Origin of the sequence: Bradyrhizobium sp. SPXBL-04 (genome assembly GCF_051853035.1) — a bacterium.
In the GTDB taxonomy this organism is placed as follows: Bacteria; Pseudomonadota; Alphaproteobacteria; order Rhizobiales; family Xanthobacteraceae; genus Bradyrhizobium; species Bradyrhizobium zhanjiangense.
In genome coordinates this window covers 312160-329516 of record NZ_CP182472.1, presented here as the reverse complement: position 1 = coordinate 329516, position 17357 = coordinate 312160, and the positions used below count along the sequence as shown (strand labels likewise).

Below are 17357 nucleotides of genomic sequence, written 5' to 3'. Positions count from 1 at the left end.
ATGGCCACCACAACGAATGGCTCGGGCAACGGCGCTCCCGCCACCAACGGCAAAGCCTATCCGATCGAAGACCACACCTATGACGTCGTCGTGGTCGGCGCCGGCGGCGCGGGCCTGCGCGCCGTGGTCGGCTGCAGCGAAGCGGGCCTGCGCACCGCCTGCATCACAAAAGTGTTCCCGACCCGCTCGCATACGGTTGCAGCGCAGGGCGGCATCTCGGCCGCGCTCGGCAACATGCACCGGGACGACTGGCGCTGGCACATGTACGACACCGTGAAGGGGTCGGACTGGCTCGGCGACCAGGACGCGATCGAATACATGGTGCGGAACGCGCCGGAAGCCGTCTATGAGCTCGAGCATTGGGGCGTGCCGTTCTCGCGCACCGAGGACGGCAAGATCTATCAGCGCCCGTTCGGCGGCATGACCATGGACTTCGGCAAGGGTCAGGCGCAGCGCACCTGCGCGGCCGCCGACCGTACTGGTCACGCGATGCTGCACACGATGTACGGCCAGTCGCTGCGCCACGCGGCCGAGTTCTTCATCGAGTTCTTCGCCATCGACCTGATCATGGACGACCAGGGCGCCTGCCGCGGCGTGATTGCGCTCAAGCTCGACGATGGCACGCTGCATCGCTTCCGCGCCCAGACCACGATCCTGGCCACCGGCGGCTATGGCCGCGCCTATGCCTCCTGCACCTCGGCGCACACCTGCACCGGCGACGGCGGCGGCATGGTGCTTCGCGCCGGCCTGCCACTGCAGGACATGGAATTCGTCCAATTCCACCCGACCGGCATCTATGGCGCGGGCTGCCTGGTCACCGAGGGCGCGCGCGGCGAAGGCGGCTATCTCGTCAACTCCGAGGGCGAGCGCTTCATGGAGCGCTATGCGCCGTCGGCGAAGGACCTCGCCTCGCGCGACGTCGTCTCGCGCGCGATGACGATCGAGATCCGCGAGGGCCGCGGCGTCGGCAAGAAGAAGGACCACATCTTCCTGCATCTCGACCACCTCGATCCCGCGGTGCTGGCCGAGCGGCTGCCCGGTATCTCCGAATCTGCAAAGATCTTCGCCAATGTCGACGTGACGCGGGAGCCGATCCCGATCGTGCCGACCACGCACTACAACATGGGCGGCATTCCCACCAATTATCACGGCGAAGTGCTGACCAAGAAGGACGGCGACGACAATGCTGTGGTCCCCGGCCTGATGGCGCTCGGCGAAGCCGCCTGCGTTTCCGTGCACGGCGCCAACCGCCTTGGCTCCAACTCGCTGATCGACCTCGTGGTGTTCGGCCGCGCTGCGGCGCTGCGCTGCGCCGAGAAGCTGACGCCCAACGCCGAGCAGCCGGAGCTGCCGGCGAACTCGGCCGAGATGGCGCTCGGCCGCCTCGACCATTACCGCTACGCTTCCGGCGGCACGCCGACGGCGAAGCTCCGCGAGGGCATGCAGCACGTGATGCAGAACAACTGCGCGGTGTTCCGCACCGGTGAGGTTTTGAGCGAAGGTCAGAACCTGATCGCGAAGGTCCACAGCGGCATCACCGACATCGCGGTGTCCGACCGCTCGTTGGTGTGGAATTCGGATCTCGTCGAGACGCTCGAATTCGACAATCTGATCTCGCAGGCGGTGGTGACGATGAACTCGGCCGCCAACCGCACCGAGAGCCGCGGCGCCCATGCGCGCGAGGATTTCTCCGAGCGCGACGACAAGAACTGGATGAAGCACACGCTGGCTTGGCTGGACGATTCCGGCAAGGTCAAGATCGACTACCGCCCGGTTCACGACTACACCATGACCAACGACGTGCAGTACATTCCGCCGAAGGCGCGGGTGTATTGATCGAACAGCGAAGGCCCTATCGAAATGGTTGAATTCGCACTTCCGAAGAACTCCAAGATCAGCGGCGGCAAGACCTGGCCGAAGCCTGCGGGCGCGACCGAGCTCCGCGAGTTCAAGGTCTATCGCTGGAATCCGGACGACGGCAAGAATCCGAGCGTCGACACCTATTACGTCGACACCAATGATTGCGGTCCGATGGTGCTGGACGGCCTGATCTGGATCAAGAACCACATCGACCCGTCGCTGACCTTCCGCCGCTCCTGCCGCGAAGGCGTCTGCGGCTCCTGCGCCATGAACATCGATGGCCAGAACACGCTGGCCTGCACCCGCTCGATGCACGACGTGAAGGACGGCGCGGTGAAGATCAATCCGCTGCCGCATCAGCCCGTCGTGAAGGACCTCGTCCCCGATCTCACCAATTTCTACGCGCAGTACGCCTCGGTCGAGCCGTGGCTGAAGACGACCTCGCCGACGCCGCAGAAGGAATGGCGCCAGAGCCACGAGGACCGCGAAAAGCTCGACGGCCTCTACGAATGCATCCTGTGTGCCTGCTGCTCGACCTCCTGCCCGAGCTATTGGTGGAACAGCGAGCGCTATCTCGGCCCCGCCGCGCTGCTGCAGGCCAACCGCTGGGTGTCCGATTCGCGGGATGAAGCGACTGGCGAACGGCTCGACAATCTCGAGGACCCCTTCCGCCTCTACCGCTGCCACACCATCATGAACTGCGCCAAGGCCTGCCCGAAGGGCCTCAACCCGGCCGAAGCCATCGCCGAGCTCAAGCTCAAGATGGTCGAGCGCCAGATCTGAGACGAATGTTCCCGCCCCGGCCGGGCCGGCCGGGGTATTCTGCGATCGCAGTCAATTTGAGCAGAATTTTCTCCAACCCGCTGCGCGCGCAAGTTCTAGGTCCACAACCAGCGGTTTTCGCATAAGCTGCTTCCTTCCCTGCGCGAGATTCAGTTAAGCTCGCGCCAGGGACCGGAGCGACTGTGCAGAGGGCGCAACGCAACTCGCTGAGGCTGTTGCAGTGGATGATGGCGGCATCCCTGGCGCTGCCGGTTGCGCTATTCGTCATTGCGGCCACGATCTCCTACACATCGACGAATGACATCGCCGACCGCGAGATCGAGCGCACCCTCGACGTCGCGCATGAGCATGCGCTGAAGGTGTTCGAGACCATCGACCGCAGCCTTGCCGAGCTCAACGAGGTCGTGCGAAACCTTTCCGACGATACCATCCGCGCGCGCGAGCCGGCTTTGCACCGTCGCCTGAAGCGGCTGACCGATTCGCTGCCGCAGCTCAAATCGGCCTGGATCTTCGATGCGGACGGAAAAGCGCTGGTCAACAGCCTCGCCTCGCCGCCACCGGCGCTGAGCTTTACGGACCGCGATTACTTCTATTCCCACATCGACCAGAGCATCGGCACGTTCATCGGCATGCCGCTGACGCCACGCCCGCCCTATCAGGGCGCGCGCTTCTTCAGCGTCAGTCGCCGCCGCGATTCCGACGACGGCAACTTCATCGGTGTGATCCAGGCCTCCGTCCTGCCCGAATATTTCGAAAGCTTCTATGCCAGGATCGGCTCAGATCCCGGTAGCTTCTTCGCAATGGGGCGTGCCGACGGCGCCGTGCTCGCGCATTTCCCACGGCTCAACCACGACCTGCGGCTCGACCCGGGCGGCCCGGTTGGCCAGCAGATTGCCGGCCAGCCCGAGCGTGGCCTGATGACCATCGCCTGGCCATCGGACGGGATCGAGCGCCGCATTGGCTACCGGCGCATCGCCGAATATCCGATCTATGTCAGCGCCGGGCTCGAAACCTCGGCGATCCGGGCACGCTGGTTCGCCACCATGGGCCAGCATCTGGTGTTCGGCATTCCCGCCACCGCGCTGCTGTTCCTGCTGCTCGCCTTCGCATTCCGCCGCACCCAGCATCTTCAGGCCGAGGCCGCAGCGCGGCGCGAAGCCGAGGACGCGCTCAAGCACAGCCAGCGCCTGGAGGCGCTCGGGCAGCTCACCGGCGGCGTCGCGCACGACTTCAACAATCTGCTGACGGTGATCCGCGCCTCGGTCGACCTGCTGAATCGCCCGCAACTGACGGAGGAGCGGCGGCAGCGCTACATCACGGCCATCGCGGACGCAGTCGCACGCGCCGCAAAGCTGACCTCGCAGCTGCTCGCCTTTGCGCGGCGCCAGACCCTGAAGCCAGAGGTGTTCGACGTCGGCCAGCGCATGCAGTCGCTGCACGACATGCTGGCAACGCTGCTCGGGCCCGCCATCGAGATCGTCACACGGCTGCCGGCCGAGCCCTGTCTCGTCAATGCCGATGCCGGCCAGTTCGAGACCGCACTGATCAATATGGCGACCAACGCGCGCGATGCGATGCAGGGCAAGGGCAGGGTCATCTTCGAGGTCGAGACCGCGACGACCATTCCGGACACGCCGGCTCCTGTCTCCGGCAACCACGGCTTCGTCCGCGTCACTGTCCGCGATACCGGGATCGGCATTCCCGCGGCGCGACTCGGGCGCATCTTCGAGCCGTTCTTCACCACCAAGCAAGTCGGCCACGGCACCGGTCTCGGCCTGTCCCAGGTGTTCGGCTTCGCTCGGCAATCCGGCGGCGAGGTGACGGTCACGAGCGAGGTGGGGCAAGGCAGCACCTTCTCGCTCTATCTGCCGCGCGTGCCGCCGGACCTGCGGTCGCAGCGGCTGGCGCCGAACACGGCGCCGGCGGTGGCCGGCAGCGGCATGTCGGTGCTGGTGGTCGAGGACAACATCGAGCTCGCCAATTTTGCCGCCGACGGCCTCACCGAGCTCGGCTACAGCATCACGCTGGTCGACAATGCGACCGATGCACTTGCTGAGCTCATCGTGGACGCCAATCGTTTCGACGTCGTGTTCTCGGACGTGGTAATGCCCGGGATGACCGGGCTCGATCTGGCGCAGGCGGTCCGCGACCGCGGCATCGGCGTGCCGGTGGTGCTGACCACGGGCTACAGCCAGGCCCTGTCGCAGGATGGCGCTGCCGGCTTCGATCTCGTGCAGAAGCCGTATTCGATCGAAGAGCTGTCGCGCGTTCTGCACCGGGCCGCACGGCTGCGACGTGTGCGAGATGGCGCCGCCGAATGATTCGGCTGGAAACCGAAGGGAACCGGTTGATTTCCTTCGCGTTGTCCGCCCATGCACAAGCCCGCCGTGAAGCGCGAACAGGGCGAGAAGCCGCCCATTGTCGAGATCAAAGGCGAGAACGGCGATGAAGTGGCACCGCCGCCGCCTCCCGAGCTGCTCGAACCCGACCCCGAACTATCGCCCGAGGAAGCCGAACAGGTCCGCAAAGATTATCTGCTGACGCGCTTCTGGATCAGCGCGCGCGACTTCTGGGGCCGTAACGGCGATCGTCTCGCCTGGCCGTTCTCGATCGGCCTCGGCGTGCTGATCGTCCTGACCGTCTGCTTCCAATACGGCATCAACGTCTGGAATCGCGCCATCTTCGACGCCATCGAGCAACGCGATGCGACGAGTGTCTTCCATCTCAGCGCAATGTTCTTCCCGCTCGCGATCGGCAGCATCGCGCTCGGCGTCGCCCAGGTGTTCGCGCGCATGAGCATTCAGCGGCGCTGGCGCGCCTGGCTCACGGCAAGCGTGCTGACACGCTGGCTCGCCAACGGCCGCTATTATCAGCTCAACCTCGTCGGCGGCGACCACAATAATCCCGAATACCGCATCGCCGAGGATTTGCGCATTGCGACCGACTCACCGGTCGATTTCCTCGCTGGCGTGACGTCGGCGCTGCTATCGGCCGTGACCTTCATCATCGTGCTCTGGACCATCGGCGGCGCGCTCACCGTCACGCTCGGCGGCTCAAGCATCACCATTCCCGGATTCCTGGTGATCGCCGCGATCCTCTACGCCGCGATCGCCTCCAGCTCGATCGTGGTGATCGGCCGCCGCTTCGTGCAGATCTCCGAAGACAAGAACCAGGCCGAAGCCGATTTCCGCTACACGCTGACGCGCGTGCGCGAGCACGGCGAGAGCATCGCGCTGCTCGGCGGCGAAGAGGAGGAACGCGATGGCATCGACCGCAATTTCACCAGCGTGCTTCGGCAATGGGCGCGCCTGGCCGGACAACACATGCGCACGACGCTTGTCTCGCAGGGCTCCAGCCTCGTTGCGCCCGTGGTCCCTCTCCTGCTCTGTGCGCCAAAATTCCTCGACGGCAGCATGACGCTGGGACAGGTGATGCAGGCGGCCTCCGCCTTCACCATCGTGCAGAGCGCGTTCGGCTGGCTGGTCGACAATTATCCGCGGCTTGCCGACTGGAACGCCTGCGCGCGCCGCATCGCCTCGTTGATGATGTCGCTCGACGGCCTCGAGCGCGCCGAGCAGGGCGATGGCCTTGGCCGCATCCAGCGCGGCGAGACCGGCAATGACGCCATGCTGGAGTTGAAAGACCTTTCCGTCACGCTCGACGACGGCACCGCGGTGGTCGGCGAGACCGAAGTGGTGATCGAATCGGGCGAGCGGCTTCTGGTCGCGGGCGAATCCGGCACCGGCAAGAGCACGCTGGTGCGCGCCATCGCCGGCCTCTGGCCGTGGGGCGGCGGCAGCATCAATTTCCATCCCGACCGGCGGCTGTTCATGCTGCCGCAGCGGCCCTACGTGCCCTCGGGATCGCTGCGCCGCGCGGTCGCCTATCCCGGCGCCGCCGACGACTGGACGATCGAGGAGATCGGCCAGGTCCTGCGCAAGGTCGGTCTCGCTCACCTCAAGGAGAAGATCGAGGAGGAGGCGCCGTGGGACCAGACCCTATCGGGCGGCGAGAAGCAGCGTCTCGCCTTTGCGCGGCTGTTGCTGCACAGCCCCGACATCGTCGTGCTCGACGAGGCCACATCCGCGCTCGACGAGAAGAGCCAGGACAAGATGATGAAGATGATCACCGACGAGCTGCCGAAGGCGACCATCGTCAGCGTCGCGCATCGCGCCGAGCTGGAGGCCTTCCACAGCCGCAAGATCGTGCTGGAGCGCCGCAAGAGCGGCGCCAAGCTCGTCAGCGACGTCGACCTGATCCCGCGCAAAGGCAAGCGCAAGCTGCTCGGCCGCATCCTGCGCCAGCGCATGGCCCCGCCGAAGAAGGCGGCGTGAGGGCCGTAGCCCGGATGGAGCGCAGCGCAATCCGGGACAGGTCCCCCAGACGCGAGAATCCTGGATTACGCTACGCTCCATCCAGGCTACAACCCGCCGTTGGAGACCTCATCAAAACCGGCTATGCATGCGCCGCCTGCAACAAGGACCTTCTGGCTTGACCGACAACGCCCCTTCGTCCGCGCCGTTCGGCGCGTTTGCGCCGAATGCGGCGCAGGCCGCGCTCATTCGCCTCGCCCAACAGTCTGGGCTGAAGCGCGGCGCATTCCGGCCCTGGATGTCGCGACTGGTCAACCTGCTGCGCGGCGGTCCGATCGACGTGCAGTATCAGGGCGCCTCGTTCCGCTTCTATCACCAGGGCAGTGCGACCGAGCGCGGCGCACTGTTCAATCCCGACTACAATCTCGACGAGCTCGATTTCCTGCGTCAGCACACCCCGGCGGGCGGCACGTTCGTCGACGTCGGCGCCAATGTTGGCACGTTTGCGCTGGTGATGGCGCGGCAGGTCGGCACCAAAGGCAAGGTCGTTGCGATCGAACCGCATCCGACGACATTTGCGCGACTCGCGTTCAATCACGCCGCATCGAAAGCGACGCAGGTGCGCCTGGTGCAAGCCGCGGCAGGCGACAGCGACGGCGAGCTGATGATCGAAAGCGGCGGCGGCAATCTCGGTGCCACCCACGTCGTCACCGGCGCCGTGAGCGCCGAGGCCATCAAGGTCCCATCACTGCGGCTGACGCGCATTCTCGACGAAGCCGGGATCACGCAAGTCGATTCGCTCAAGATCGACGTCGAGGGCTTTGAGGACCGCGTGCTGATCGGCTTCTTCCGCGACGCGACGAAATCGCTGTGGCCGCGCGCGGTCGTCATCGAGCACCTGTCACAAAACGAATGGCAGCAGGATTGTATTGCCGACATGGTCGCGCGCGGCTTTGCCATCGCGCGCAAGACGCGGAGCAATACGTTCCTGTCGCGCTGACAGGGACGAACAGCGGAGGTTGCGATGATTGATCACATGGGATTCTCAGTCTCCGACTATGAGCGCGCCAAGGCGTTCTACGCCAAAGCGCTGGCGCCGCTCGGCTACAGCCTGATCATGGAAGTAACGGCAGAGCAGACCGGGCACGCCGCGGCCGCAGGCTTTGGCGCCGATGGCAAGCCCGATTTCTGGATCGGCGGCGAAGGCGCGATGAACAAGCCGGTGCACGTCGCCATTCACGCCAAGGACCGTGCCACGGTGGACGCGTTCTACAAGGCGGCAATCGCGGCGGGCGGACGCGACAACGGCCCGCCCGGCATCCGCCCGCATTATCATGCGAACTATTACGGAGCGTTCGTGCTCGACCCCGACGGGCACAACATCGAGGCCGTCTGTCACGCACCGGAATAAGCCGCGTTCCACACCACGCGAAAAGGGAACATTGGCACGGCATCATCGTTATCGTCCTCCGGACAATTGATTACGAAGATGCCGATGCCAATCGAGCCGCCCGAGATTCCGCCGACAACACCGGGGACTCCGACCGAGCCGCCTCCTGGAATTCCGCCGGGCAATCCGCAACCCGACATCACGCCGCCGATGCACGAGCCTGGCGAAACACCGCGGCCGGATGAATTGCCGCCGCACGTTCCCGAAGAGATTCCACGACGCGGACCGAACGGACCGCTCACGCCCAATCCTGCGACGGACGCACCTTCGCCGCAGGATCGTACATGAGGCGAGCGATCACATGTTGGGCGATTGCAACCTGCGTCTGAATGCGCAATGAACGTCGTCATAGTGAGGTGATTTGCGTGCAGAAATAAATCGGGCCGCGACTGCTTGGCCCGCCACATTCCGGCCTAACGCGTAGCTGTTCATCCCAACACTTCGTCAAAGAACCTTCCCGGGGAAGTTCACCACCATGACCAACCTTCGTTTCGTGCTGCTTGCAACGACGGCTCTGACCGCGATGCAATTCGCAAGCTCCGCATCGCATGCGCAAAGTGCGCCGCCGCTCGTCGTCGCACAGGCCCAGCCACAAGAGACGGGCCCTGACGGAAAACCGAAGCAGCCGCCGAAGGGACCGCCAGCGGCCGCGCCGCCCGCGCGCCCGACCACACCGCCGCCTGCGGCTGCACCGCCGCATCCGCCCGCCGCGCCTCCGCCGGCGGCCGCACCGCCGCGCCCGGCAACGCCGCCACCGCCGTCGCCTCCACCTGCGGCCCGTCCGGCTCCGCCGCCGCCACCTCCGCCGCCTGCCGCACCGAAGCAGCCTTCACCGCCGCCGGCTGCGGCCCCGCAGCAGCATGCGCCGACGCCGCCTCCTCCGGCACCGCCTGCAGCGCGTCCGTCTCCCACGCCGCCACCCCCGCCGCCTGCCGCGAAGCAGCCTTCGCCGCCGCCGGCCGCGGCTCCGCAGCAACACGCGCCCACACCACCGCCGCCTGCGGCTCGCCCGACTCCGACGCCGCCGCCCCCGGCAGCGGGTCCCGCAGGGCGGCCCGCGCCTGCGCCCACGGCGACGCCCCCTGCACCGGCGGCAGCGCCCACGGCTCGTCCGGGCGCTCCTGCCCCGGCGACCACACCGACACCGACTCCCGCGCCGACTGCGACCCCCGCCCCCGGCAGCACGCCCGCGGCTCCGCCGCCGGGCCGCCCGGGCGCGCCGCCGCCCGGCGGACGTCCCGGCACGCCTCCGGCTGCAGGATCACCGTCGCCGGCTCCAACGGCCACGCCGGCACCAGGTGGCGGCACGCCGACGCCGCCGCCCGGACGTCCCGGTGCAGCACCGACGCCTGCTCCCGGCGCAACCCCGGGCGCGACGCCGACCCCTGGCCCTCAGGGTGGGACGCCGCCTGCGGGCGCGCCCGCTGCCGGAACTCCGGCTGTGCCGCCCCAGGCCGGCGGCCTCCCGCCTCGGCCTCCGGCTCCAGCCGGCGCAGCAGCACCGACCGTCGTGCCCGGCACGCCGGCCGCAGCGCCGCCTCCGAACCGGGCGCAGTACGCTCCGCCCACGGTTGCGCCAGCCTTCCGGGCCGCACCGACGGTCGCAGCACCCTTGCCGCCACCGCCGCGTCCGCCGCAGCGTGACCTGACGCCGCTCGCGGTCGGTGCAGGCGTGGTGGCCGGCGCGGTGATCGGCGCCACCATCGCCGACCTCCACAACCAGCGGCGCGAGGTCGTCGAAGGCGGCCGCACCGTCTACACCGAACCCGACCGCATCATCATCCGCGATCCGGGTGGGCAGGCCTATGTCCGCGGCAACGATCTCTATCGCTTCCGCTACGGCGCCCGCGACATCCGCACCGACACTGTCGGCGGCGAGACCCGCACTGTCGTGGTCCGTCCCGACGGCAGCGAGGTGATCACTGTGGTCGGCGCGGACGGTTCGCTGCTGCGGCGCATCCGCAGGGATCCCGGCGGGCGCGAGATCGTCATCATCGACAACAGCTACCGCGATCCGCGCGCGGTCGGCGGCTTCTATGTCGACGTGCCGCCGCCGGTCGTGAACATTCCCTATGATCGCTACATCGTCGATGCCGAGGAGGCGTCGCCGGACTTGATCTACGCGACCATGCAGGCACCGCCGGTGCAGCGGATCGAACGGCGTTACTCGCTCGACGAGATCCGCTACAGCCCCAATGTTCGCATGCAGATGCCGAGCATCGACGTCAACACGATCAACTTCGAGACGGGATCGTGGACCATCCCGCCGGACCAGGCGGCCCGGCTGCAGGTGATCGCCGACGGCCTCAACCAGGCGATCCAGCGCAACCCGCGCGAGGTGTTCCTGATCGAGGGACACACCGACGCGGTCGGCAACGACGTCGACAATCTGTCGCTGTCGGACCGCCGTGCGCAGTCTGCGGCCGAATTGCTGACGCAGCAGTTCAATGTACCCGCGGAGAACCTGACGTCGCAGGGCTACGGCGAGCAGTACCTGAAGGAGCAGACGCAGGGGCCGAGCCGGATCAACCGGCGCGTCACCGTCCGCCGCATCACGCCGCTGCTCAACGGCGGCCAGGCCTCGCTGCCGCCGCCCCCGCCCGGCACCGCGCCGCCGCGCTGAGACGGGACCACAAACGCAAATGGCCGGGAGCGATCCCGGCCATTTTTTGTTTTGAGTAATCGCGCCCGAGGTTGCGGCACGGCGCGAACTCGTAGGGTGGGCAAAGGCGCACTAGTCTAGCGCCGTGCCCACCACCACGGCAATTGTGGGACGATGGTGGGCACGCTTCGCTTTGCCCACCCTACGGCGTCAACCCTTGTCGCTCTCCAGCCGGAATATCTGCGAGCCTTCGCTGCCCGAGAGCAGGCCGGTGTCGCTGTAGAGCTTCAGCTTGGTGCGCGTGTCGGCGATGTCGAGATTGCGCATGGTGAGCTGGCCGATGCGGTCGGCCGGCGTGAAGGCGGCGTCCTCAACCTTCTCCATGCTGAGCCGCTCCGGCGCATAGGTGAGGTTGGGGCTCTCGGTGTTGAGGATCGAATAGTCGTTGCCGCGGCGCAGCTCCAGCGTGACCTCGCCGGTGACGGCGCGCGCGACCCAGCGCTGCGCGGTCTCGCGTAGCATCAGGGCCTGCGAGTCGAACCAGCGGCCCTGATACAGCAAACGGCCGAGGCGCATACCGCTGATGCGGTACTGCTCGATGGTGTCCTCGTTGTGGATGCCGGTGACGAGGCGCTCATAGGCGATGTGCAGCAGCGCCATGCCGGGTGCCTCATAGATGCCGCGGCTCTTCGCCTCAATGATGCGGTTCTCGATCTGATCGCTCATGCCGAGGCCGTGGCGCCCGCCGATCGCATTGGCTTCGAGGAACAGCGCGACGGGATCAGAGAAGGTCTGGCCGTTGAGCGCAACCGGCTGGCCTTCCTCGAAACGCACCACGACCTTCTCGGCCTTGACGGCACAGTCGTCGCGCCAGAACGGCACGCCCATGATCGGGTTGACGATCTTGATGCCGCTGTCGAGGCTCTCGAGATCCTTGGCTTCGTGCGTGGCGCCGAGCAGATTGCTGTCGGTCGAATACGCCTTCTCGGCACTCATCTTGTAGGCAAAACCCTGAGCCGTCATGAACGCCGACATCTCGGCGCGGCCGCCGAGCTCGTCGATGAACTGCTGGTCGAGCCAGGGCTTGTAGATCTTCAGGCCGGGATTGGTAAGCAGACCGTAACGGTAGAAGCGCTCGATGTCGTTGCCCTTGAAGGTCGAGCCGTCGCCCCAGATGTTGACGCCGTCTTCCTTCATCGCCGCGACCAGCATCGTGCCGGTGACGGCGCGCCCGAGCGGCGTGGTGTTGAAATAGGTGATGCCGCCGGTCGAGATGTGGAAGGCGCCCGACTGGATCGCGGCGATGCCTTCGTGGACGAGCTGCGTGCGGCAATCGACGAGCCGGGCCTTCTCGGCGCCGAATTCCTGCGCCTTGCGCGGGATCTCGTTGTAGTCGGCTTCATCCGGCTGGCCGAGATTGGCGGTGTAGGCGTAGCAGCGCGCGCCCTTCTGCTTCATCCAGAGCAACGCCGCGCTGGTGTCGAGCCCGCCCGAAAAAGCGATGCCGACTTTCTCTCCCTTGGGCAGGCTTTTCAGGATCGTGGTCATGGCGCTTCCAATCGGGTCACAAGGGGCTGATGACAGGGCGAACTCGATCGCGCGAATATCAAATTTCGCACGCCTCGGCACCCATTTAATGGCTCAAATCGTGGCTCAAATCGACGGCTCGGGGACCCGTCTTGCGGCCGAACAGGCGCTGGCGGAGCTGGTAGGCGGGCCAGTTCAGCCGGGTCAGCGCGGCGTCGACCGCCGCGTCGGAAAACCGCGTCCGCGGCCAGCGGTAAATCAGCGCGTATGCAAACCAGATCACCACGAAACTGACGAGCCCGGCAATCGCCACATCGGTGAAGAAATGTCCGCCGAAGGCCATACGCAGCCCGCTGGTCACAGCGCCGAAGATAACCGCTCCGGCATAGGCGAGCGGCCGCCAGGCCGGCGGGGCGAGCGCGGCAGGCGCCAGCGTCCAGAACGCGGTCGCGCCCTCGCCCGAGAAGAACGAGCAGTTGCGCGCGCAGCCGCCGCGCGGATCCCACCACGGCACGAACTGCTGGTCGCCGGCAAATTCCGTCACCACCACCGGCCGCGGACGTCCCCAATAGGTCTTGAAGGTCAGGTTGGTCAGAATGCCGGCCGACATGGTCAGCGTCACCAGCAGGAAAATGATCGCGCGCCCCGACACCATCAGCGGCCGGTCGGGCCGGACCATCTTGACCACGAGCGCGACGAGTGACGGCAATGCGAAGGCCCAGGCGACCCACATCGCCGCGTCACGCGCGAAGCTGGCCCAGCCGTTCAGCTTGAGCGGGAAGGTCTTGGTCTGGGGATCGAAGAACAGCGAGGCGAGCTTGAGATCGAGCTCGGGATAGAGGCCGAAGACGAGGCCGATCACGAGCCACAGCGCCAGGGCGATGAAGAGTCCAGTCCGGTTCATGGCGCGCGGTTTAGCGGAGTGGGGCGAGGATGGAAACCCCACGGGAAGGACCCATCCTCCCCTGGAGGGTCCCCTCCAGGGGAGGGTAAAAACCAATCACCGCGCACCCGGCCTTGAATTCGACGGCAGCGGCGGGGGCGGCCGGCGCGGGGGCGGCGGATCGCGCCAGGCGCCGGCGTTGCGGCCGGCGATCAACCAGTAGACCACGCCGGCGACGATGCCGGCACCGGTCATGATCTCCAGATGCCGCCGCACGATGCCCTCGAACTGCAACGTGTCGGCGTGAAAGGGAACGAGGCCAAGATAGCAGGCGAGTCCGACGAGGCCGCCGCCGACGGCGTAAGCGAGCGCGCTGCGGATGTAGAGCGCTTCGGTGATCGCGACGATCACCGCCGCCGGCACCAAGGCAAAGCCCGAGACGAAGATGAAGCCGAAACCGAGCAGGATGTCGATCGTGCCCTGATCGACAGGACCTGCGCCGAGATCGGCGAATTCCGGAAACAGCAGCGCGACGACGACGATCATGCCGCCGACGAAACAGGCGGCGATGAAGCCGACGAAGATGACGACGAGGCGGCCGATCAGGGACATGACGCCAAAGCCATCGTGACCGTCATTGCGAGCGAAGCGAAGCAATCCAGAGATGCCTCCGGGGAGACAGTCTGGATTGCTTCGTCGCTACGCTCCTCGCAATGACGAGGATGCGAGAGCGCGAGCATGATCCGCTAGTCCGTCATCGCCATGGCGCGCAGCGCCTGGCGTTCCCTGGCCGAGAGCTTTTCCGTCTCCGACTTGAGCTGGCCGCAGGCGGCGAGAATGTCGCGGCCGCGCGGGGTGCGCACCGGCGAGGAATAGCCGGCATTGAAGATGTATTCGGAGAATTTTTCGATCTGATCCCAATCCGAGCACTCATAAGCCGTGCCGGGCCAGGGATTGAACGGGATCAGGTTGATCTTGGCGGGAATGCCCTTGAGCAGCTTCACCAGCAGCTTCGCGTCATCGAGCGAATCATTGACGCCCTTGAGCATCACGTATTCGAAGGTGATGCGGCGCGCGTTCGAGGCACCGGGATAGTCGCGGCAGGCCTGCAGCAGCTCCTTGATCGGATATTTGCGGTTGAGCGGCACGAGCTCGTTGCGCAGCTCGTCGCGCACCGCGTGCAGCGAGATCGCCAGCATCACGCCGATCTCCTCGCCGGCGCGGACGATGTTCGGCACCACGCCCGAGGTCGACAGCGTGATGCGACGGCGGGAGATGCCGATGCCTTCGTTGTCGCCGACGATCAGCAGCGCATCGCGCACCGCGTCGAAATTGTAGAGCGGCTCGCCCATGCCCATCATCACGATGTTGGTGACGCGGCGCATGCCGTCCTCGCGATCGGCCCAATCATTCAGGCGATCCCGCGCGACCATCACCTGTCCGACGATCTCGCCGGCGGTGAGATTGCGGACCAGACGCTGGGTGCCGGTGTGGCAGAAGGCGCAGTTCAGCGTGCAGCCGACCTGCGAGGAGACGCAGAGCGTGCCGCGGTCGGTCTCGGGGATGTAGACGCACTCGACCTCGTGCGCCTTCTCGACATTGTCGCCGCTCGGCAGCCGCAGCAGCCATTTCCGCGTACCGTCGTTGGAGATCTGCTCGGCCACGACCTCGGGCCGGTCGACCGTGAAATGCTGGGCGAGCTCGGCGCGAATGCCCTTCGAGATCGAGGTCATCTCGTCAAAACTCTGGGCGCCGCGGAAATAGAGCCAGTGCCACAGCTGCTGCACGCGCATCTTGCGCTGCGCCGGTGCAACGCCGATCTCGCCGAGGCGATCGGCAAGCTCGGTGCGCGACAGGCCGATCAGCGACGGTTTTGCCGGCGGCACATAGGTTTCGAGCGGAGTCTTCTCCACCAATGTTGCGTTGTGCGGCTCGGTCATCGGTTGCCTGAGATTGCTGCTGTCTCGTCATGGCCGGGCTTGTCCCGGGCATCCACGTTCTTTCCCGCCCGGAGCCAGCGCGTGGATGGCCGGGACAAGCCCGGCCATGACGGCAGCACCTTTGGGATAACCCCTATATAGCAACCGGAACAGCCGATTGCGACCTTATCGCCCGCAGCCTTAACGCCGCCGGCTCACCGCCTGCAGTCCTGGGCGATCTTATCAAGCGCCTGGGCGAGACCCTTCAGCGAAAACGTGTCGGTGGTCTCGGTGCCTTTGGCCGAGACGCCCTTGACCACGAGATCGGCGGATTTGCGCATGGCTTCGACCATCCGCTCCTCCTCAGCCGCGTTCTTGATCCAGAGGCCGTCGCCCTGCGTATACATGGCGAAAGCAGCGCCGCCGACCTCGACCGTCGATTCCGAGCCCGGTTTCAGCGCATAGCCGATCATGACCGAGACTTCGTTATTGACCTTCTCGGCCGGCCGGGTCGACACGAACGCATAGGCGGGATCGCGCGGCCGGTTCGGCGGGTTGGTCTTCGACGACGAGGGCTTGGCCAGCGCGAAGCAGACCTTCTTGCCGTTGGGCGTGGCCGAATAGGCGCCCCAGGTGCCGAACTGGCCGATCAGGGTTGGTTCCGCGCCGCCCGCAACCGCCGCGGTCGGGGCGGCCGGTTTGCTCTCTGGCTTTGCAGCCGTCTTTGCGTGGGTGTTGGCGGTCGTACTGGCCGCCGGCGCGGCCGGTTTCGGTGTCGCCTTCGGCGCCGGTTGCGCCGTCTGCGCCCGCGCGAGACCGGCGATCCCGCACGTCATCATGCCGATCATCAAAACGAAAGCTAGCACCCGCCACATGCTGGAGTGGTTCCCTCAATATTGTGACTGGAAGATGGCCCGGCCGCGTTTTGTCCCCGGGCAGGGATAGCCGGGAAAGTCCAATTTGGGAAGGTAGTTAGCAGGTTTGTCAGCACTAGGCCCTGGATCGCGCGGCGCGCTGCGCAGCCCACTGCGCCTCGCTCCAGCCGAGCAGGTCCTCGGCCCCGGAACTGCGCAAATGCGCGCCGCCGTCGATCACCACCATCTCGCCGTTGATGTAGCCGGCCCGGTCCGAGACCAGGAAGCTGGCGAGATCGGCAAGTTCGCCGAGCTCGCCGGTGCGGCCGAGCGGGTTGCGCGCAGTCCAGCCTTCATCGCGGCCCTCGGGGCGGAGTTGCCCGGAGGCGCCGGCGGTCGGGAACGGTCCGGGCGCGATGGCGACGGTGCGGATGCCCTTAGGCCCCCATTCCACGGCGAGACTTTTGGTCATCGCCAGCACCGCCGACTTCGCCATCGCCGACGGCACGGTGAAGGCGCGGCCGGTGATGGTCGAGGTCGAGAGGATCGACAGCACGACGCCGCCATGCTTGCCCTCGATCCAGCGCCTGCCGGCGGCGAGCGTGCAATACATCGCGCCGTGCAGTGTGGGCGCGAGGATCGCGTCCGCCGCGCGAAAGGAGAGATGCTCGCTCTGCGCGATGAAGGTCGCGGCGGCGTTGTTGACGAGGATATCGAGTGGCGCCTCGCGCCAGATGGTGTCCATCATATTGTCGACGGCGGCACCGTCGCGGATATCGCAGGCGATGGTCGTGACCTTGCCGCCGGTCTCTTCGCGCATCTCACTCGCCGTTGCCTCGAGCCGATCGAGCTTGCGGCCGCAAATCACGAGCTCGGCGCCGAGCGCGAGGAAGCGACGGCCCATCGCAGCGCCGAGGCCCGAGCCGCCGCCAGTGACGAGGATGCGTTTGTCCTTGAGCAGGCTTGTTTCAAACATCGTTTGAATCCTCTTTCCTTCTCGCTCCGTCATTGCGAGCACAGCGAAGCAATCCAGACTATTTCCGCCGCACGGACCCTGGATTGCTTCGCTGCGCTCGCAATGACGTGAGGATAGGCCGGCGCGTCGCTTTGGCAAAGAAACCGGATTGTCGCCCGTGCCTAAATCCGGCAAAACCAGGCCAACTATA

The 17357-nt window shown here is 66.3% G+C and carries 14 protein-coding genes; 8 read left to right on the top strand and 6 right to left on the bottom strand.

All coding sequences use genetic code 11. The features are described from left to right. From sdhA to ACNJX8_RS01515, 8 genes are all read left to right on the top strand, one after another. A complete protein-coding gene (gene sdhA, locus ACNJX8_RS01550; RefSeq protein ID WP_091882929.1) occupies positions 1 to 1836 on the top strand; it encodes a succinate dehydrogenase flavoprotein subunit in 1836 nt (611 codons plus the stop codon). 24 nt (positions 1837 to 1860) lie between these two features. Beyond that, on the top strand, positions 1861 to 2643 hold the full coding sequence (locus ACNJX8_RS01545) for a succinate dehydrogenase iron-sulfur subunit (protein ID WP_060734471.1): 783 nt from the start codon (positions 1861 to 1863) through the stop codon (positions 2641 to 2643). A 182-nt stretch (positions 2644 to 2825) separates the two neighbouring features. Then, positions 2826 to 4964, top strand: a complete 2139-nt coding sequence (locus ACNJX8_RS01540) for an ATP-binding protein (RefSeq protein ID WP_439359342.1) — start codon at positions 2826 to 2828, stop codon at positions 4962 to 4964. Between the two features lie 51 nt (positions 4965 to 5015). Then, positions 5016 to 6977: an ABC transporter ATP-binding protein/permease gene (locus ACNJX8_RS01535; RefSeq protein ID WP_439359341.1), complete on the top strand. Its 1962-nt coding sequence runs from the start codon at positions 5016 to 5018 to the stop codon at positions 6975 to 6977. A 157-nt stretch (positions 6978 to 7134) separates the two neighbouring features. Next, positions 7135 to 7956: an FkbM family methyltransferase gene (locus tag ACNJX8_RS01530; RefSeq protein ID WP_439359340.1), complete on the top strand. Its 822-nt coding sequence runs from the start codon at positions 7135 to 7137 to the stop codon at positions 7954 to 7956. Between the two features lie 24 nt (positions 7957 to 7980). Continuing rightward, on the top strand, positions 7981 to 8367 hold the full coding sequence (locus tag ACNJX8_RS01525; protein WP_249759020.1) for a VOC family protein: 387 nt from the start codon (positions 7981 to 7983) through the stop codon (positions 8365 to 8367). 84 nt (positions 8368 to 8451) lie between these two features. Beyond that, positions 8452 to 8694 (top strand): hypothetical protein, encoded by a 243-nt coding sequence (locus ACNJX8_RS01520; RefSeq protein WP_439359339.1) that lies wholly within the window; start codon positions 8452 to 8454, stop codon positions 8692 to 8694. 187 nt (positions 8695 to 8881) lie between these two features. Next, entirely contained in the window at positions 8882 to 11029 is a 2148-nt protein-coding gene (locus ACNJX8_RS01515) for an OmpA family protein (protein WP_439359338.1), read from the top strand. 189 nt (positions 11030 to 11218) lie between these two features. On the opposite strand, the gene argG is transcribed toward ACNJX8_RS01515, so the two are convergent. From argG to ACNJX8_RS01485, 6 genes are all read right to left on the bottom strand, one after another. After that, a complete protein-coding gene (argG, locus tag ACNJX8_RS01510) occupies positions 11219 to 12556 on the bottom strand; it encodes an argininosuccinate synthase (protein ID WP_091882904.1) in 1338 nt (445 codons plus the stop codon). An 85-nt stretch (positions 12557 to 12641) separates the two neighbouring features. Continuing rightward, complete coding sequence (locus ACNJX8_RS01505; RefSeq protein ID WP_439359337.1) at positions 12642 to 13439, bottom strand: phosphatase PAP2 family protein; 798 nt, start codon at positions 13437 to 13439, stop codon at positions 12642 to 12644. A gap of 96 nt (positions 13440 to 13535) precedes the next feature. Next, positions 13536 to 14030 (bottom strand): hypothetical protein, encoded by a 495-nt coding sequence (locus tag ACNJX8_RS01500; RefSeq protein ID WP_128937068.1) that lies wholly within the window; start codon positions 14028 to 14030, stop codon positions 13536 to 13538. 134 nt (positions 14031 to 14164) lie between these two features. Then, entirely contained in the window at positions 14165 to 15358 is a 1194-nt protein-coding gene (gene rlmN / locus ACNJX8_RS01495; protein ID WP_439359336.1) for a 23S rRNA (adenine(2503)-C(2))-methyltransferase RlmN, read from the bottom strand. A 194-nt stretch (positions 15359 to 15552) separates the two neighbouring features. Beyond that, positions 15553 to 16212, bottom strand: coding sequence for an invasion associated locus B family protein (locus ACNJX8_RS01490; RefSeq protein WP_439359335.1), 660 nt, complete (start codon positions 16210 to 16212; stop codon positions 15553 to 15555). Between the two features lie 115 nt (positions 16213 to 16327). Further along, positions 16328 to 17167 (bottom strand): SDR family oxidoreductase, encoded by an 840-nt coding sequence (locus ACNJX8_RS01485; protein ID WP_439359334.1) that lies wholly within the window; start codon positions 17165 to 17167, stop codon positions 16328 to 16330. Between the last annotated feature and the right edge of the window lie 190 nt (positions 17168 to 17357).